The organism is Pseudomonas sp. GW821-FHT05H12 (assembly GCF_059419385.1).
Map to the genome: position 1 here is coordinate 1 of NZ_JBWKRS010000050.1, position 17,410 is coordinate 17,410.

At 60.7% G+C, this 17,410-nt stretch carries 15 protein-coding genes; 7 read left to right on the forward strand and 8 right to left on the reverse strand.

Annotation, left to right across the window (positions count from 1 at the left end):
* Positions 1-385 precede the first annotated feature (385 nt).
* Together brnQ and AC07SU_RS28470 are read left to right on the forward strand one after the other, a co-directional pair.
* The gene (gene brnQ, locus AC07SU_RS28465; RefSeq protein WP_176996492.1) at positions 386-1,699 is read left to right on the forward strand and encodes a branched-chain amino acid transport system II carrier protein; all 1,314 of its coding nucleotides are present in this window, start codon (positions 386-388) and stop codon (positions 1,697-1,699) included.
* Between the two features lie 258 nt (positions 1,700-1,957).
* On the forward strand, positions 1,958-2,695 hold the full coding sequence (locus AC07SU_RS28470) for a DUF599 domain-containing protein (RefSeq protein WP_494998962.1): 738 nt from the start codon (positions 1,958-1,960) through the stop codon (positions 2,693-2,695).
* A gap of 104 nt (positions 2,696-2,799) precedes the next feature.
* Here the strand turns inward: AC07SU_RS28470 and AC07SU_RS28475 are convergent, their stop codons facing one another.
* Positions 2,800-3,051, reverse strand: coding sequence for a hypothetical protein (locus AC07SU_RS28475; protein ID WP_012723095.1), 252 nt, complete (start codon positions 3,049-3,051; stop codon positions 2,800-2,802).
* A gap of 157 nt (positions 3,052-3,208) precedes the next feature.
* On the opposite strand from AC07SU_RS28475, the gene AC07SU_RS28480 reads away from it, so the two are divergent.
* From AC07SU_RS28480 to AC07SU_RS28495, 4 genes are all read left to right on the forward strand, one after another.
* On the forward strand, positions 3,209-3,685 hold the full coding sequence (locus tag AC07SU_RS28480) for a PaaI family thioesterase (RefSeq protein WP_494998963.1): 477 nt from the start codon (positions 3,209-3,211) through the stop codon (positions 3,683-3,685).
* On the forward strand, positions 3,682-4,134 hold the full coding sequence (locus AC07SU_RS28485; protein ID WP_176996489.1) for a PaaI family thioesterase: 453 nt from the start codon (positions 3,682-3,684) through the stop codon (positions 4,132-4,134). Before AC07SU_RS28480 ends, AC07SU_RS28485 begins: the two co-directional genes overlap by 4 nt.
* A gap of 87 nt (positions 4,135-4,221) precedes the next feature.
* Positions 4,222-6,126, forward strand: coding sequence for a molecular chaperone HtpG (gene htpG / locus AC07SU_RS28490; protein ID WP_494998964.1), 1,905 nt, complete (start codon positions 4,222-4,224; stop codon positions 6,124-6,126).
* 66 nt (positions 6,127-6,192) lie between these two features.
* Positions 6,193-6,915 carry a dienelactone hydrolase family protein gene (locus AC07SU_RS28495; protein WP_494998965.1) on the forward strand — a complete coding sequence of 241 codons (723 nt, stop codon included), beginning with the start codon at positions 6,193-6,195 and terminating at the stop codon, positions 6,913-6,915.
* 67 nt (positions 6,916-6,982) lie between these two features.
* On the opposite strand, the gene AC07SU_RS28500 is transcribed toward AC07SU_RS28495, so the two are convergent.
* Positions 6,983-7,849 (reverse strand): pirin family protein, encoded by an 867-nt coding sequence (locus tag AC07SU_RS28500; protein WP_494998966.1) that lies wholly within the window; start codon positions 7,847-7,849, stop codon positions 6,983-6,985.
* Positions 7,850-7,914: 65 nt separating this feature from the next.
* A complete protein-coding gene (locus tag AC07SU_RS28505) occupies positions 7,915-8,331 on the reverse strand; it encodes an OsmC family protein (protein WP_176996485.1) in 417 nt (138 codons plus the stop codon).
* A gap of 208 nt (positions 8,332-8,539) precedes the next feature.
* On the opposite strand from AC07SU_RS28505, the gene AC07SU_RS28510 reads away from it, so the two are divergent.
* Complete coding sequence (locus AC07SU_RS28510; protein WP_494998967.1) at positions 8,540-10,165, forward strand: methyl-accepting chemotaxis protein; 1,626 nt, start codon at positions 8,540-8,542, stop codon at positions 10,163-10,165.
* A 186-nt stretch (positions 10,166-10,351) separates the two neighbouring features.
* Here AC07SU_RS28510 and fabB read toward each other — a convergent pair whose 3' ends face one another.
* From fabB to AC07SU_RS28535, 5 genes are all read right to left on the reverse strand, one after another.
* Positions 10,352-11,572: a beta-ketoacyl-ACP synthase I gene (gene fabB, locus AC07SU_RS28515; protein ID WP_176996483.1), complete on the reverse strand. Its 1,221-nt coding sequence runs from the start codon at positions 11,570-11,572 to the stop codon at positions 10,352-10,354.
* 11 nt (positions 11,573-11,583) lie between these two features.
* A complete protein-coding gene (gene fabA, locus AC07SU_RS28520) occupies positions 11,584-12,099 on the reverse strand; it encodes a 3-hydroxyacyl-[acyl-carrier-protein] dehydratase FabA (protein ID WP_003190035.1) in 516 nt (171 codons plus the stop codon).
* Positions 12,100-12,347: 248 nt separating this feature from the next.
* Positions 12,348-14,249: an ATP-binding protein gene (locus tag AC07SU_RS28525; protein ID WP_494998968.1), complete on the reverse strand. Its 1,902-nt coding sequence runs from the start codon at positions 14,247-14,249 to the stop codon at positions 12,348-12,350.
* Positions 14,246-15,175, reverse strand: a complete 930-nt coding sequence (locus AC07SU_RS28530) for an ABC transporter substrate-binding protein (protein ID WP_176996481.1) — start codon at positions 15,173-15,175, stop codon at positions 14,246-14,248. The genes AC07SU_RS28525 and AC07SU_RS28530 overlap by 4 nt, the downstream gene beginning before the upstream one ends.
* A 1-nt stretch (position 15,176) precedes the next feature.
* Positions 15,177-17,297: a TonB-dependent receptor plug domain-containing protein gene (locus tag AC07SU_RS28535; RefSeq protein ID WP_494998969.1), complete on the reverse strand. Its 2,121-nt coding sequence runs from the start codon at positions 17,295-17,297 to the stop codon at positions 15,177-15,179.
* Between the last annotated feature and the right edge of the window lie 113 nt (positions 17,298-17,410).

A 17,410-nucleotide genomic window follows, 5' to 3' on the forward strand; every position in this document is an offset into this window, starting at 1 on the left:
GGTCGTCAGGGAGAGACTGGCGGCATGAACCTTAAATGGTGTCCAAGAATACTTGACCAGTTCAGCTTGCCTGCGATAGCGGTGCGTCAGCCAACGAAAATGCTGGATGACACACCGCTATCGCAGGCAAGCCAGCTCCCACATGGGGTCGGGTTGTCCAATAAGGTATGAAAACGCGACATGAAGATGTCGCTTATCGGACAGTTCGCCCCGCAACAGTGCGTTCGTCAGCCAATTTCTGTAACCTACCGCCTCTTTATGCGTGCGCATCCCAAAAGGAAGCCCCGCGCTAGACCGGTCGGCCGCCATAAGGGCCGGCAGCATTTCCCTCATCCATAGGGAATCCCTCTCTAAATTCCGATTCAGTAGTGTGGTATTTCCTCAAATGAAAGTGTTGAAAAGCCAGGATATCCTGGCGTTGGGCTTTATGACGTTTGCCCTGTTCGTGGGCGCCGGCAACATCATCTTCCCGCCTATCGTTGGTTTGCAGTCCGGGCCTCACGTCTGGATGGCAGCGCTGGGCTTCCTGATCACGGCTGTGGGTCTGCCGGTGGTCACCGTGATCGCCCTGGCCAAGGTCGGTGGCGGCATGGACGCGTTGAGCAGCCCGATCGGCAAGATCGCCGGTGGCCTGCTCGCGGCGGCGGCGTATCTGGCGGTAGGGCCGCTGTTCGCCACCCCGCGTACCGCGACCGTGTCCTTTGAAGTGGGCCTGGCGCCGCTGACCGGCGAAAGCCCGCTCGCGCTGTTCCTCTACAGCTCGGTGTACTTCCTGGTGGTGTTCTTCGTCTCCCTGTACCCAGGTCGACTGCTGGACACCGTGGGTCGCTTCCTCGCACCGCTGAAGATCATCGCTCTGGCCATCCTCGGTATCGCTGCATTTGCCTTGCCGGCCGGTGAAGTGGGGGTGGCAACGCCGGAATACGTGGCAGCGCCGTTCTCCCAAGGCTTCATCAATGGTTACCTGACCATGGATACCCTAGGCGCGCTGGTTTTCGGCATCGTGATCGTTAACGCTATCCGCTCCCGTGGCGTCGAGTCGCCAAAACTGATCACCCGCTACGCCATCATCGCCGGCCTGATCGCCGGTGTCGGCCTGGCCTTGGTGTATATCAGCCTGTTCCGCCTTGGTTCGGGCAGCCACGCGGTTGCCGCCGGGGCCAGCAACGGCGCAGCGGTGCTGCACGCCTATGTGCAACACACCTTCGGTTCCCTGGGCAGCGGCTTCCTGGCCGTGCTGATCTCCCTGGCGTGCCTGGTGACGGCGGTGGGCCTGACCTGCGCCTGCGCCGAGTACTTCAGCCGTATCCTGCCACTGTCCTACAAGACACTGGTGGTGATCCTGGCGCTGTTCTCGCTGTTCGTGTCCAACCTGGGCTTGACCAAGCTGATTGCGTTCTCGATCCCAGTGCTCACCGCGATCTACCCGCCGTGCATCGTGCTGGTGGCCCTGAGCTTCTGCAAAGACTTCTGGCAGGAGCAAGGCCGTATCGTGGGCCCGGTGATGCTGGTGTCGTTCATCTTTGGTTGCATCGATGCACTGAAGGGCGCAGGCCTGGCGGATTGGATGCCATCGCAACTGGCGCACCTGCCGCTGAGCGAACAGGGCTTGGCGTGGTTGGTGCCTTCGGTCATGACGCTGGTCGTCGCGGTGGTGGTTGACCGTATGCTGGGCAAGCGTAGCGAAGCCATCGCTTAACCCACGGCTACGAGATGTACCGAAATGCCCCGTATCAATCGATACGGGGCATTTTTTATGGGTATCAGGCAGTGTCTTTTCACCTGAACTGGCGTCGAAACAGCATTCCAAAATTGAAATGCGGTCAGTGTGGGAGCTGGCTTGCCTGCGATAGCGGGGTATCAGCCAGCCTGTTCAGTGGCTGACACACCGCTATCGCAGGCAAGCCAGCTCCCACAAGGGCCGTGCTCGTCACTCCTGTAACGCACAAGGACCCGCATGTCGTTCATCGAAAACAACCAGATCCACCTGCTCGCCGCCTTCTGGTTTGCCCTGTGCTGGGGCGGTTACACCCGTTATGCCACCTGGAAGGCCCGGGACACGGCCTGCCTGGCCAGTGTGTTGCACCTGTACCGCGAAGACTGGATGCGCCGCATGCTGCTGCGCGACAACCGTATCGCCGACGCCAGTGTGATCGGCAACCTGGAGCGCAACGCGTCGTTCTTTGCGTCCAGCACCTTGATCATCCTGGCCGGCATTCTCACCGTCCTCGGCGCTTCGGAGCGGGCGGTGTCGTTGCTGGCGGACATCCCCATGGTGCAGCAGGCGTCCCAGGGTATGTCGGAAATCAAGCTGCTGTGCCTGGCGCTGGTGTTTGTCTACGCGTTCTTCACGTTCAGCTGGTGCATGCGTCAATACAACTTTGCGGCGGTGCTGGTGGGATCGGCGCCGATGATCGGTGAACGACAGGTGTCAGAGCAGGAGCGCAATGCGTTTGCCCTGCGCGCGGCGCGGGTGATTTCCATGGCGGCCAACCAGTTCAACTTTGGCCTGCGCTCTTATTACTTCGGCATGACCATGCTCGCGTGGTTTGTCAGCCCCTGGTTGTTCATGTTGATGAGCAGCGGGGTGGTGTTGGTGTTGTACCGGCGTGAGTTTCACTCCGATGTACTGCAGGTGATGGTCTATACGCCTACGGATACACCGTTGCCCGAGCCCGCCAAAGAGCCTGCTTAATCCATTCAGTGTATTAACACGCGGACTAAAAACAGCAGACAAAGAAAAGCCCGCTATCTAAGCGGGCTTTCTTTATTGCAACAAAGCTATTTCAAGCCGCGGTCTCAAGAACCGGTGGCAGGGGTAGCAGGTGCTGCTTCTTTGGCGGCGGCTGCGTTCGATTCAGCCTGAGCTTTGGCAGCATCGGCGTTTTCTTTCGCAGCGTCGTTCACTTTATCCTGAGCCTTCGCCATGTCTTTCTGAGCTTGCTCGGAATGTGCAGCGGCGTCTTGAGCTTTGTCTTCGGATTTCTTGTCGCAGGCAGCGAGACCGAGGGCAGCGGCGAGCATCATGGAAATAGCTAAAGTCTTGCGCATGGGGTGTTTCTCCTTATTGAAGATATCTACTGGCCTTTCGAGCATGGCGGTTCGGCATTAGTTCCTTTTGTTTCATAGATATATAAATCGCTCGCGGGCAGGAACTTTATCTGCCCCGACCATTTTGCGGATCAACACTAATAAGAGTCTGAAAATAATGACCGAAAATCCCCTGTTAGAGCGTGCGACGCGCTTTGTATCGGCCCTGCGCCATTGCCAGGTATTGGGCATTACCGCTCATCAGGCCAGCGAGGAGGGCATGACACTGATCTTGCCCTACGGCGCCCATATCGTCGGCGATCCCCAGACCGGAGTGATCCACGGCGGCGCGCTGACCTCCTTGATGGACACCGCCTGCGGCATGGCCACCCTGTGCGTACTGCCTGAATTTGAGGTATGCCCGACCCTCGACCTGCGCGTTGACTACATGCACCCCGCCGAACCCCACAAGCCGGTCTACGGCTTCGCGCAATGTTACCGAGTGACCACTGACGTGATCTTTACCCGTGGCTTCGCCTACCAGGATGACCCGCAACAGCCTATCGCCCACGTCGTGGGCACGTTCATGCGCATGGGCAAGCGCCTCAAAGGCGCGCAAGGGCTGGGCAACACCATCAAGGGAGCGCAGGCATGACACACCGGTTCAAGACCCGCCTCGAGCAGGCTCACGAGCGTGGTGATTACGAGGCGCTGCTCAACCTGATCCCCTATGCCAAGCTGATTGGCATTGAATGCACCCGTTTAGGCGACGAGCTGCTGTTTCGCCTGCCAGCCAACAAGGACAATATTGGTAACCCCATATTGCCGGCGCTGCACGGTGGCGTGATTGCCGGCTTCATGGAGCTAGCAGCGGCCCTGCACCTGCTGGTCTTCACCGGCTCGCCGGGGCTGCCGAAAATCATCGACTTCTCCCTGGACTACCTGCGCGCCGGGCAGGCCCGCGACACCTACGCCAAATGCCAGGTATGGCGACAGGGGCGGCGTGTGGCGAACGTGGCGATCACCGCCTGGCAGAGCACTCCAGCCGAACCGATTGCCACCGCCCGTGCACATTTCAAGATTGAGGAATCGGTGCGCCCTTGAAATCCCTGTCTTAGCCCCCAACTTTGATGACAACCCGCCGCCCACCTCGAAGGGCGGCCATTGCCATCCAATTGGAGTTTGATGACCATGAGTGTGGAAACTCAAAAGGAAACCCTGGGCTTCCAGACCGAGGTGAAGCAACTGCTGCACCTCATGATCCATTCGCTGTATTCCAACAAGGAAATCTTCCTTCGCGAATTGATCTCGAACGCCTCTGACGCTGTCGACAAATTACGTTTCGAAGCCCTGTCCAAGCCTGAGTTGCTGGAAGGTGGCGCCGAACTGAAAATCCGCGTGAGCTTCGACAAGGACGCCAAGACCGTCACCCTTGAAGACAACGGTATTGGCATGAGCCGCGAAGACGCGATCACCCACCTGGGTACCATCGCCAAATCCGGCACCGCCGATTTCATGAAGAACCTGTCGGGCGATCAGAAAAAAGATTCGCACCTGATCGGCCAGTTCGGCGTGGGCTTCTACTCGGCCTTCATCGTTGCCGACAAGGTTGAAGTGTTCAGCCGCCGCGCCGGTTTGGCTGCCAGCGAAGGTGTGCACTGGGCTTCCAAAGGTGAGGGCGAGTTCGAAATCGCCACCATCGACAAGGCTGACCGTGGCACCCGCATCGTGCTGCACCTCAAATCCACTGAAGATGAGTTCGCCGACGGTTACCGCCTGCGCAACATCATCAAGAAATACTCCGACCACATCGCCTTGCCGATCGAGCTGCCGAAAGAACAGGCCGCTGCCGAAGGTGAGGAAAAACCTGCCCAGGAATGGGAAGTGGTCAACCGTGCCAGCGCCTTGTGGACCCGTCCTCGTACTGAAGTCAAAGACGAGGAATACCAGGAGTTCTACAAGCACATCGCCCACGATTACGAAAACCCGCTGAGCTGGAGCCACAACAAGGTCGAAGGCAAGCTGGAATACAGCTCGTTGCTGTACGTGCCGGCCCGTGCTCCGTTCGACCTGTACCAGCGTGAAGCGCCGAAAGGCCTGAAGCTCTACGTGCAGCGCGTGTTCGTGATGGACCAGGCGGAATCCTTCCTGCCGCTGTACCTGCGCTTCATCAAGGGTGTGGTCGACTCCAACGACCTGTCGCTGAACGTGTCGCGGGAAATCCTGCAGAAAGACCCGATCATCGATTCCATGAAATCGGCGCTGACCAAGCGTGTACTCGACATGCTGGAAAAACTGGCGAAGAACGAGCCTGAGCAATACAAAGGCTTCTGGAAAAACTTCGGCCAGGTGATGAAGGAAGGCCCGGCTGAAGACTTCGCCAACAAGGAAAAAATCGCTGGCCTGCTGCGCTTCGCTTCGACCCAGGAAGAGGGTGGTGAGCAAGTGGTGTCCCTGGCCGAGTACCTGGCACGCGCCAAGGAAGGTCAGGACAAGATCTACTACCTCACCGGCGAAACCTACGCTCAGGTCAAGAACAGCCCGCACCTGGAAGTCTTCCGCAAGAAAGGCATCGAAGTGCTGCTGCTGACCGACCGTATCGACGAGTGGCTGATGAGCTACCTCAGCGAGTTCGACGGCAAGTCCTTCGTCGACGTGGCCCGTGGTGACCTGGACCTGGGTAACCTGGACTCCGAAGAAGAGAAGAAGGAAGCCGAAGAAGTCGCCAAGGCTAAAGAAGGCCTGGTCGAGCGCATCAAGACCGCCCTGGGCGATGCCGTCAGCGAAGTGCGTGTATCGCACCGCCTGACCGATTCCCCGGCGATCCTGGCCATCGGCGAGCAAGACCTGGGCATGCAGATGCGCCAAATCCTCGAAGCCAGCGGTCAGAAGGTGCCGGATTCCAAGCCGATCTTCGAATTCAACCCGGCTCACCCGTTGATTGGGAAACTCGATAGTGAGCAGAGCGAAGAGCGTTTTGGCGACCTGTCGCACATCCTCTTCGACCAGGCGGCCCTCGCCGCTGGCGACAGCCTGAAAGACCCGGCCGCCTACGTGCGCCGACTGAACAAGCTGTTGGTTGAACTGTCGGTTTAACACCGTTGTAGAAAAACCCGCTTCGGCGGGTTTTTTCGTTCTAGTGCACCTCAACTGGAGTAAATGATGAGCCAAGTCACTGTACGTTCCGTGGTCTATCAGATTGATGGCCAGTCTTATGAAAGCCGTCTGGCGTTCGATGCCAGCCACAAAGGGGCGCTGCCAGGCCTGTTGATGGCGCCGAACTGGATGGGTGTGAGTGCAGGTGCTGAAGAGATCGCCAAGAGCGTGGCCAGCAAGGGCTACGTGGTGCTGATCGCCGACCTGTACGGGCAGACTGTACGCCCCTCGAATGGCGATGAAGCCGGCGCGGCGATGATGCCGTTGAAAAATGACAACGCCAAGCTGCTCAAGCTGATGCAAGTAGCGTTTGAACAGCTGCAGGGCCAGGCTGAGGTGGACACCTCGAAACTGGCGACCTTCGGCTTCTGCTTTGGCGGTTTCTGCTCGCTGGAACTGGCGCGTACCGGTGCACCCTTGAAAGCGGCCGTATCGTTCCATGGCACCATCGACACCCAGAACCCGGATGGCGCGAAACACGTCAAGGGCTCGGTGCTGGTGCTGCACGGTGCTTCCGACCCACTGGTGCCGAAAGAGCAACTGCCGAAGTTCGAAGAAGAAATGAACGCGGCCGGTGTGGACTGGCAACTGCTGAGCTACGGCGGTGCGGTGCATTCCTTCACCGACCCGCACGCCAATGTGCCGGGCAAGATGATGTACGACGCCAAGACGGCCAAACGGGCATTTACCTCGATGCACAATTTGCTGGATGAAGTGTTCAAGGCCTGATGGCCCCATCGCAGGCAAGCCAGCTCCCACATTTATCAACCTGTAGGAGCCGGCTTGCCGGCGATGACTATCTCACCGGCAACTCAATTCTCTCGGACTCCCCCAGCACCGTCGGCCAATCCCCAGCCGCCCAGCGCTGCCTGGCCTGCTCGATCACCGCCGGATCACTCGCTACAAAATTCCAGTTGATTCGCCGTGGCCCATCCAGCGGCGCACCGCCGAACACCACCAGGTGGCAATCGCTTTCGGCAAACAGGGTCATTTCCCGGCCCGCCGGTAATACCACCAGGCTGTGCACCTCCAGCGCTTCACCGTCCAATTGCGCGTCGCCCTCCAGCACATACACCGCCCGCTCATCGTGCTCGTCCGGGATCAGCAAGGTCGTGGCCGTCTGCATCTGCACGTCGGCGTACAACGTGGGCGAAAGCACCGGGACCGGTGATTTGAGGCAGAACCCACTGCCGGCGATCAGACGGATCTGCACCCCCAGGTTGTCACTGACCGGCAAACTCTCTGCCGGGTGATGGCTGTAATGCCCCGGGCCGGTTTCGTGGTCCTTGGGGGAGGCCAGCCACACTTGCAGCCCGTGCAGGCTGAACCCGCTGGCCTTGACCGCCTCGGGCGTACGCTCGACGTGGGCGATGGCACTGCCGGCGGTCATCCAGCTGACATCGCCGGCCTGCACCACTTGGTCCGAGCCCAGGCTGTCCTTGTGTTGCAACGTGCCTTCAAACAGGTAGGTGAGGGTCGATAGCCCGATATGCGGATGCTGGCGGATATTCATGCCGCTGCCCGGCGCGTAGCGAGTGAGCAACATATGGTCAAAAAACACAAAGGGGCCGACGCTGCGGCATTCCCGCGAGGGCAGCGGGCGCAGGATCGGCTGGCCCTCGACATCTTCGGGGCGAGGGCGGATCACGGTGAGGGTGGTCATGGGGCGTCCCTGTCTGAGCGGGTTAGAGGCCTCTTGAGCATAACCCGCTCGACGCCAGGTTGCTGCTACTGGCTGAAGGCGCCTTCCGACAGCTTCGTCTCGATGCTGACTTCTGCAGTCGTCATCAGCTTGTGCACGGGGCAACGGTCTGCCACGCGGTGCAGCTCGTCGCGCTGCTCATCGGTGAGCACGCCCTTGAGGGTGAGTTTAACGTTGAGTTTGTATTTGCCCTTTTGCTCTTCGCTGCTGTCATGGGTCACCTCGACGGTCACGCCGGTCAGCGGGATGTCTTTTTTCTGCGCGTAGAGCTTCACCGTCAATGCCTTGCAGGAGGCCAGGGCGGCGTCGAAGTAGTCGTGGGGGGACGGCGCCGAATCGTCGCCGCCCAGGCTCTTGGGCAGGTCGGTGAACAGCTCGTGGTTATTGATGTTCACGCTGTGGCGGAAGTTGTCGTGGTTCAGAGTATTGACGGTAACTGGCATGGTGAACCTCACAGGGCGGCAGGAGAAAGGGTCATGAAGGTATAGAGCATGCTGGCACTGTGGTGTTCCGTATTTATCCATCCAATGCCGTCGCGATTGTGCTGCCTATTGATATCGCGTTTTGGTCTTACGCAAAAAAGGACAAGGGCCGATACCTTTCATGAGACCTGCTGCAGGTGGATGCAGCGCATTTGGAAGGAATCCAGGCATGAGTATCCGTAGTCTGAATATCGCCCCCCGCGCCGGTCTGGGCTTCGGCGTGCTGGCGTTGATGGTGTTCGCCTTGGGCGGTTTTGCCCTGTTGCAGATGGCCAATATGCGCCAGCAGTCGGACCAGGTGGAAAACAACTGGCTGCCCAGCGTGATGGCGGTGGGGGAGATGAGCCAGGACCTGCTGCGGGTGCGCGCGCTGACCCTGCGCTTGCTGGTCAATCGCGACCCGCAGGCACTGGCACAGAATGAACAGAAGCTGGTCGACCTCAAAAGTGGCTTGCACCACGCCCAAACCCTCTATGAAGCGCTGATCGTGCTGCCTGAAGAGCACGCGCTGTTTGATCGCTTCAAGGCCCAGGAGCAGCAATACCTGCAGCGCCAGAAGCAGGTCATGGGGTTCTCCAAGGCCAATCAGTTGGAAGACGCGATCAAAGTGGTCAACGGTGAGATGAACCAGTTGGCCGATGAAATGGCCGGCACCCTGCACGACCTGGTCGAGTTGAACAAAACCAATGCCAACCATGCGGCAAATCTCGCGCAAAGCGTGTTCAGCCAGTCCCGTAGCTGGGTGGTCGGCATGATTGTGCTGACGGCGCTGATCACCATCGGCCTGGCGGTGTGGCTGACGCGCAGCATTGTGCTGCCGCTGGCCCAGTCGCTGAAAGTCGCCCAAGGCGTGGCCAGCGGCGACCTGACGGGCGAGATCAGCGTCACCGGCAAGGACGAGCCTGCGCGATTGCAGCAGGCGCTCAAGGGCATGCAGGAGAACCTGCGCGACACGATCCGGCGGATTGCCGAGTCCTCGAACCAATTGGCCTCGGCCTCTGAGGAGCTTAGTTGTGTGACCGAAGACGCTACCCGCGGGCTGCATCAGCAGAACCAGGAGATCGAGCAGGCCGCCACGGCGGTGAACCAGATGACAGCGGCGGTGGAGGAGGTTGCAAGCAATGCGGTGGCCACGTCCCAGGCGTCCCGCGAGTCAGACCGCATCGCCCAGCACGGGCGCGAGCAGGTGTACCAGACGGTGGTGTCGATCGAAGCCCTGGCTTCGGACGTAACGGCCAATGCCACGCAGGTGGAGGACCTGGCGCAGAAGGTCTATGGCATCAGCAAGGTGTTGGACGTGATTCGCTCGATTGCCGAGCAAACTAATTTGCTCGCACTGAATGCCGCCATCGAAGCAGCACGGGCCGGAGATGCCGGGCGCGGCTTTGCGGTGGTGGCCGATGAGGTACGCGCGTTGGCCCATCGCACCCAGCAATCGACCCAGGAAATCGAGGTGATGATCAGCGGGATCCAGCAGGGCACCGACCAGGCGGTCAATTCCATGCAACTGAGCAACAGCCGTGCACGCTCCACGTTGGATATCGCCAAGTCGGCGGGCACTGCGCTGGAGGAAATTGCTTCGGCCTTTACCCTGATCAATGAGCGCAACCTGGTGATTGCCAGTGCCTCTGAGCAGCAGGCGGCAGTGGCGCGAGAGGTGGATCGCAATTTGATGAATATTCGCGATTTGGCGCACCAGACGTCCACCGGGGCGAACCAGACCAGTGCGGCGAGCCAGGAGCTGTCGCGGTTGGCGGTGGATTTGAACACCATGGTGGCGCGCTTTTCGGTGTAGGGTGCAAGCTCTCGTTGGCCCAATCGCAGGCAAGCCAGCTCCCACAGTGACCGAGTACATCCTGAAGGAATGCGGTCACTGTGGGAGCTGGCTTGCCTGCGATGCAGACGACTCGGTCCTGAATTGATTGCCCATAAAAAAGCCCCGAACCAGTCGGGGCTTTTTCATGCAATCAAGCTGCAGGCCTTACTTGCCCTGCCAGCGTTTCAGCACCAGGGTGGCGTTAGTGCCACCGAAGCCGAAGCTGTTGCTCATCACGGTGTCGATTTTTGCGTTCTCGACGGTCTTGGTCAGGATCGGCATATCAGCCACAACCGGATCAATTTCGTCGATGTTGGCCGAACCGGCAATGAAATTGCCTTCCATCATCAGCAGGCAGTAGATCGCTTCGTGAACGCCAGCGGCGCCCAGGGAGTGACCCGACAGGCTCTTGGTGGAGCTGATGGCCGGCGCCTTGTCGCCGAATACCGCGCGCACGCCTTCCATTTCCTTGGCGTCGCCGACCGGAGTCGAAGTGCCGTGGGTGTTCAGGTAGTCGATTGGGGTATCCACGGTGGACATTGCCATCTGCATGCAACGGATGGCGCCTTCACCACTCGGGGCAACCATGTCGTAGCCGTCGGAAGTTGCGCCGTAGCCGACGATTTCCGCGTAGATCTTGGCACCACGGGCCAGAGCGTGTTCCAGCTCCTCGACCACTACCATGCCGCCACCGCCGGCGATGACAAAACCGTCACGCTTGGCGTCGTAGGCGCGGGAGGCCTTTTCCGGGGTTTCGTTGTACTGGGTGGACAGGGCGCCCATGGCGTCGAACAGGAACGACTGGCTCCAATGTTCTTCTTCACCGCCGCCAGCGAACACGATGTCCTGCTTGCCCAGTTGGATCTGCTCAACCGCAGTGCCGATGCAGTGAGCACTGGTGGCGCACGCGGAGGAGATCGAGTAGTTCACGCCCTTGATTGCAAACGGCGTGGCCAGGCAGGCCGAAACGGTGCTGCCCATGGTCCGCGTGACACGGTACGGACCAACGCGCTTCACGCCTTTTTCGCGCAGGATGTCCAGCGCTTCCATCTGGTTCAGGGTCGATGCGCCGCCGGAGCCGGCGATCAGGCCGGTGCGTACGTTCGATACCTGGTCTTCGCTCAGGCCGGAGTCGGCGATCGCGTCTTTCATGGCCAGGTAGGCATAGGCGGCAGCGTGGCCGACGAAGCGGTAGATCTTGCGATCAATCAGTTCTTCGAGGGGCAGGTCGATGGAGCCGGAAACCTGGCTACGCAGACCCATTTCGGCATATTCCGGGTTGAAGCGGATGCCAGGGCGACTTGCACGCAGGTTAGCGGTGACGGTCTCTTTGTCATTGCCCAGGCAAGAAACGATGCCCAGACCAGTGATAACGACGCGGCGCATGCGGATAACCCTTAAAAGTTGTCAGTGGAAGTGAATACGCCGACCCGAAGGCCTTCGGCAGTATAGATCTCGCGACCGTCGACAGTCACCGAACCGTCGGCGATGGCCAGGTTCAGCTTGCCCTTGAGGACGCGCTTGATTTGAATGTTGTAGGTGACTTTCTTGGCGCTTGGCAGTACCTGGCCAAAGAACTTCACTTCGCCCGAACCCAGGGCGCGACCGCGGCCCGGCAGGCCTTGCCAGCCCAGGTAGAAACCGACCAGCTGCCACATGGCGTCGAGGCCCAGGCAGCCTGGCATGACAGGGTCACCTTCGAAGTGGCAGGCGAAGAACCAGAGGTCCGGGGTGATATCCAGCTCGGCGACCAATTCACCTTTGCCGTACTTGCCACCCTCTTCGCTGATATGGGTGATGCGATCCACCATCAGCATGTTCGGGGCGGGCAGTTGCGCGTTACCTGGGCCGAACAGCTCACCGCGACTGCAGCGCAGCAGGTCTTCCCGAGTAAAGGCGTTTTGTTTGGTCATGCGAGCTCCTCAATAATCCCATGCGGCAGGGTAGGGCAAATCTTCCCGAACCGACTGAAGCGTTACGCCTCATACCGGCAGCCTACACATAGACTATTGCGTTGTAGTGAAAGTCACAGCGTCAAGGCACTGAATGTACACTTGTTCACTGAAATTTTAAACCGGGCCTGTTTATCGGCCCGTTCGGGTGCCTAAGACTGCCGCACTTTCGTCTTTGATGCCAGTCGGAGTTGGCTGATGGCGCGGCGCTATTGCACCCAGCGCTGCAGGATTTGCTGCAAATCCGTGCGTTTGAACGGCTTGGCCAGGTAATCGTTCATTCCGGCTGCCAGGCAGGCTTCGCGGTCGCCCTGCAAGGCGTTGGCCGTCAGGGCGATAATCGGCAGGTCGGCGCAGCCCGGCAGTTGACGGATCTGCCGGGTGGCTTCGTAACCGTCGATCAGCGGCAAGCGGCAGTCCATCAGGATGGCCGTGAAAATCAGGCTCTCGGCGCTGCGGATCGCCTCGGCACCGTCGGTGGCCAGGCTCACTTCAAAGCCCAGGCTGCGCAGCATGGCCTCGACCACGGTGCGATTGACCGGGTTGTCCTCCACCAGCAACACATGCCGACCCTCCCCGGCACTGCCTTTACCGCTGGCGTCCAGGGTGATGGCGGGCAAACTCTGCTGGTCGATGGCCAGCGGGATTTCCAGTGTAAACACGGAGCCCCGGCCTTCTTCGCTCTGGGCGCGCAGCGTGCCGCCCATGCGTTCGGCCAGTGTGCGGGCAATCGGCAAGCCCAGGCCGGTGCCGCCGTAACGTCTTGAAATGGAACTGTCGGCCTGCTGGAACGCATCGAACATCAGCTCCAGGCGTTCCGCGGAAATCCCGATGCCGCTGTCGCGCACGGTGCAGGTGAACCACACCAACTCGTGGTCCAGGGTCTGCCACTGGGGTTCGACCGTGACGGTGCCGTGCTCGGTGAACTTCAGCGCGTTGCCGATCAGGTTCACCAGGATCTGGCGGATGCGCGTCGGGTCGCCCTGCACGCGCAACGAGGCCATACCTGCCGGAATCGGCAGTTCCAGGGCTAGCCCGCGCTGTTGGGCACTGTGCTGGAACGCCTGGGCGCAGCTGCTGATCAGCTCGGCAAGGTTGAACGGGATATGTTCCAGCTCCAGCGCGGCGCGCTCGATGCGCGAGAAATCGAGGATGTCGTTGATGACTTTGAGCAGGTGTTCGGTGGACTCGGAGGCCAGCGCCGCGTATTCGGTCTGCTCCTCAGTCATCTCGGTGGTTTCCAGCAGCTGCAACATGCCCAGCACGCCGTTCATCGGCGTGCGCAGTTCGTGGCTCATCATCGCCAGGAAGTCCGACTTGGCATTGTTCGCCCGTTCTGCTTCTTCGCGGGTCTGGATCAGTTGCGCCATGGCCTGCTGCTGCTCGCGACTGGCCTGGTTGAGGCCCTCGGCCAGGTTGTTGATATGCCGCGACAGGTCGCCCAGTTCCGAGTCATCCACAATCGGCAGGGGCGTCTGATAATCCCCTTGCTGGATCGCCTTCACCGCGTGGCCCATCGCGCTGATCGGCTGCGACAGGCTGGCCGCCAGGCGCCGGGCAAGCAGGAAGGTAAACAGCAGGGCGAACAGCGCCAGGATGCCGGCCTTGAACAGGATCTCCTGCTGGCGCTGGCTGAAGGCGTCGTTGGACATGCCGACGATCACGCGGCCCAGGTAGTCCGCGCGGGGCGCCTTGGGTTCGTTCAGGTTGTCCTGGAAGAAGTCATTGCCCAGTTGGATATGTTGCAGGCGAATCGGCGCCTGGAAGACTTTGACCGACAACGAGCGGTCGTGTTTTTCCGACGGTTGTTCGACGTACACCAGGATGTTCTCGGTGCTGTCCTGGATTTCCAGGAAGCGCACATGGGGCGTGGCCAGCGTGGCGCGCAACAGGCTGTCGAGCACATCATTGTTGCCGGAAATCACCCCGTACTCGGTGGCCGGTGCCAGTTGGTTGGCGATCAGTTGGCCGGTGTGATCCAGTTCCTGACGCAGGTCCTGGATACGCACGAAGGTAAAGAAGCTGATCAACAGCAACGTCAGCAACAGCGCCGGGCCCAGGGTAATGAGCTGGGTGCGGGTGTTGATGTCCCAACGACGACGCAAGGTCATGGGCGTTTTTCTCCTTCGGCCAAGCGGGCGGCGACGGCGACTTCATCCACCTGTTCGATGCCCAGTGAGCGCGCGACTTGCGGGTTGCCCACGACTTTGAAGTGTTCCGGGTACAAGGTGCGCGGCCAGTTGGCGGGCGGGTGGTCCAGCAGGCGGTCGAGCACAGCCAGCCAATCGGTCTGGTCGCTGTAGGTGCTGGCCAGGCTGCCGGCTCGCACAAACCCTGCGTTGGGCCCTATCAGCGGCAATTGCTGGGCGTAGCTGCTGAGCAACAAATTCTTCGCGGTTTTCGGGTTGTACAGCTGTGGGTCATCGAGGCCTAGCAGCACGTCGCTGTTTTTGAACAGGGTTTGCAACGGCCGACTGTCGCTGATGTTGTCCCAGCGCTGCGGCACGATTTCCAACCCTTTGGGCGTCGCGTACTGGCGCAGTTCCGGCAGCAGGAACTCACTGTCGGCGCCGTAGAGCACGCCGATGCGCCGTGCCTGAGGCAGGATGCTGGCGATCAGGTTCAACTGGCGCTCCAGCGGAGGGTCGCTCCACAGCAGGCTGATTTTGGCCGGGTGGGCGGTGCCCAAGCGTTGTCGGGCTTGCAGGCGGCTGATGCGCAGCACCAGGGTCGGCGGGCCCTGGGTGTCTTGCAGGCGCCAGTCGAGGCCGGGCAAGTCCAGCAGGATCAGGCGTGTGTTGGAGGGCAGTTGGTTCGGCGCAGGCAGGTCCTTGAGCGCCGTGAACGTGACGTGGTCTTCGGGGCGCTGCTGGGCGAGCGCTTGGGCAAAGGCCTGGACCCCGGCACTGTCTTCGGCGGCGGTCAGCAGGATATCGGCGCTCCACGCCGGTGCCGTCAACAGCAGGCACGCCAGCAACAGGCCGCGTCGCCACAGGCGTGAAACAAAGAGGAGGGTCATCCGTGACTGATCGCCCATGTCAGAATTCTAACTCCGCGCTGAAGTAGAGCACGTGGCGATGGTCGTAGTTGTTGTCGGCCCAGGTAGTGGGCTGGTTATCGAGGCGTTGTTGCAACATGCCGGCCAGCTCCACGTTGGCTTTGCCCAGGGCAATGCGCTTGGCCACCCGTAGGTCGACCCGTTCGAAGCGATATTGATTGAGTGCGTCGTCGCCATAGTAGAACAGCGCGCTGGACCAGCCGTGGCCCCATTCACGCAGCCAACCGGCCGAGCCACTGTTACGCGCTGTCTGCAGCTTGTCCAGTGGGTTGCTGGCGGTGGTGTCGACGTAAGCATAGGTCAGGCGCAGGCGGTCGGCGTTGCTCATGCGCCAGTCGAACTGGGTTTCAGCGCCGGTAAAGCGTGAGCTGTTGGCATTGCTGGCAATGTACTGGTTGTTGCGCAGGGGCGAGCTGATCATGTCGGTGATTTCGTCATAGAACAGCTTCACGTCCACATTCAGCCCTAGGTCGGCAAAGAACCCGTTGTAGCCCAGTTCCCGCGAGCGCATCAGTTCTTTGTCGAGGTTGCCCGGGCCACGGGTCACCACGAAATACTGGCCGGAGTTCTGACCGTAGGCCGGCGAGCTGAGGTTGGTGACGCGGTAGCTCCAGTTGACGTTGTTCTCGAACATGTCCGGCGAGCGGATCGCTTCGGAATACACCGCGCGCAGGCCGTGGCGTGGGTTGATCAAGTAGTTGACCGCCACCCGTGGCGTCAGCGAGTTGCCGCTCAAATGGGTGTCTTCGTACATCGCGCCGCCTTGCAGCAGCCAGTGTTCGCTGGCCCGCCATTCCAGGTGGCCGAACAGGCGCCATGTGGTGTCGTCGAGGGTGCCATTGAAGTAGGTGTCGGAGTCGGCGCGGTCGTAGCGGTAATTCATGCCGCTGACCAGGCGCAGGCTGTCGGACAGGCTGAGGGTGTCCTGCACCTCGATGTCGTAGCGGCTTTCGCGGGTGCTCTGGTCGATGTCACCGCACACGCTCTGGCTGGCGCCATTGCGCCACTGGTCCAGCACCTGATTGGCCAGGGCCTGCTCGGCGGCACTGCCGGGCGGTGCGGAGCCCTGGCTGTAGGTGTCCATGTGCCGGGCCAATTGCTCGGCGTAGTTGGGATTGAGCTGCCACAGGCGGGTCAGCTCGGGGCTGAAGGACACTTTGGCGTCGCAGGCTTTCCAGACCTGCTGGCGATCCCACTGCTGCGCCGAACCCTGGATATACAGACTGTGCTCCGGGTTGAAGTCGAAATTCCAGCGCAGGGAACCGGCATAGTCCTTGGCAGTGACGTCGGAATTGGTACCGCCTTCGGTAATCCCGGCGAAGACCGGTGTGTAAGTGTAGGGGCGCTGGTTGGTGCCTTCCTTGGCGTCCAGTTGCCAGTCGATGCTCTGCTGCGCGTTCAGCGTTTGGCTCACTGCCAGGCTGAAGCGGCTGAGGCGACGGCTGTCACGGCGGTCGGCGCCGGCGGCATCGCTGTCAAAGCCATCGTCCTGCTGGCCCGACAGGGACAGACGCAAGTCACCGGTTTCCCAGCCCACCCCCTGGCTGGCGTAGAAGTCGTTGATCCCGCGTTCGCCACGGATGACCTTGACCCGCGTGCCCTGGCTGTTGGCCGGCGAACGCGTGAGAATGTTGACCACCGCCATCAACGCATTGGCGCCATAGCTGACGGTGTTGGGGCCACGGAACACTTCGATGCGCTCGATATCCTCCATGGCCACAGGGATATCGCTCCAGTCCACGGTTGCCAGGCCGGCGCGGTACACCGAGCGCCCGTCGATCAGCACCTGCATGCGTCGCGCATCGCTGGCGCTGGTGCCGTGGTAGTTCACCGCCGCCTGGTTGCCGGTGGTGTAGCCGACCATCATCCCCGGCACCAGGCGCAGCAGTTCGCTGATATCCCGTGCGCCGCTGGCCTTGATCAGCTCGCTGTCGATCACGGTCATGCTGCCTGGCACGGCGGCGGCCGATTGTTTCAGGCGGGTGGCGGTCAGCACTTGCGGCAGTGGCTGGCTGTCCAGGAACAGGTCATCAGCCAGCGCAGGTGCACTGCACAACAGCATCAACAACACAGATGAGCGGGGAGGAGGGCCCAAATACACGGCACGGCCTTGATAATTACGGATAGCCGCCCATGTTAACTGAGGCGGGGCCTTTTGCCAGTCGCCGCCCTTGCATTTACTTCACACAGGCATGGCATTTTCCGACAAGCGCG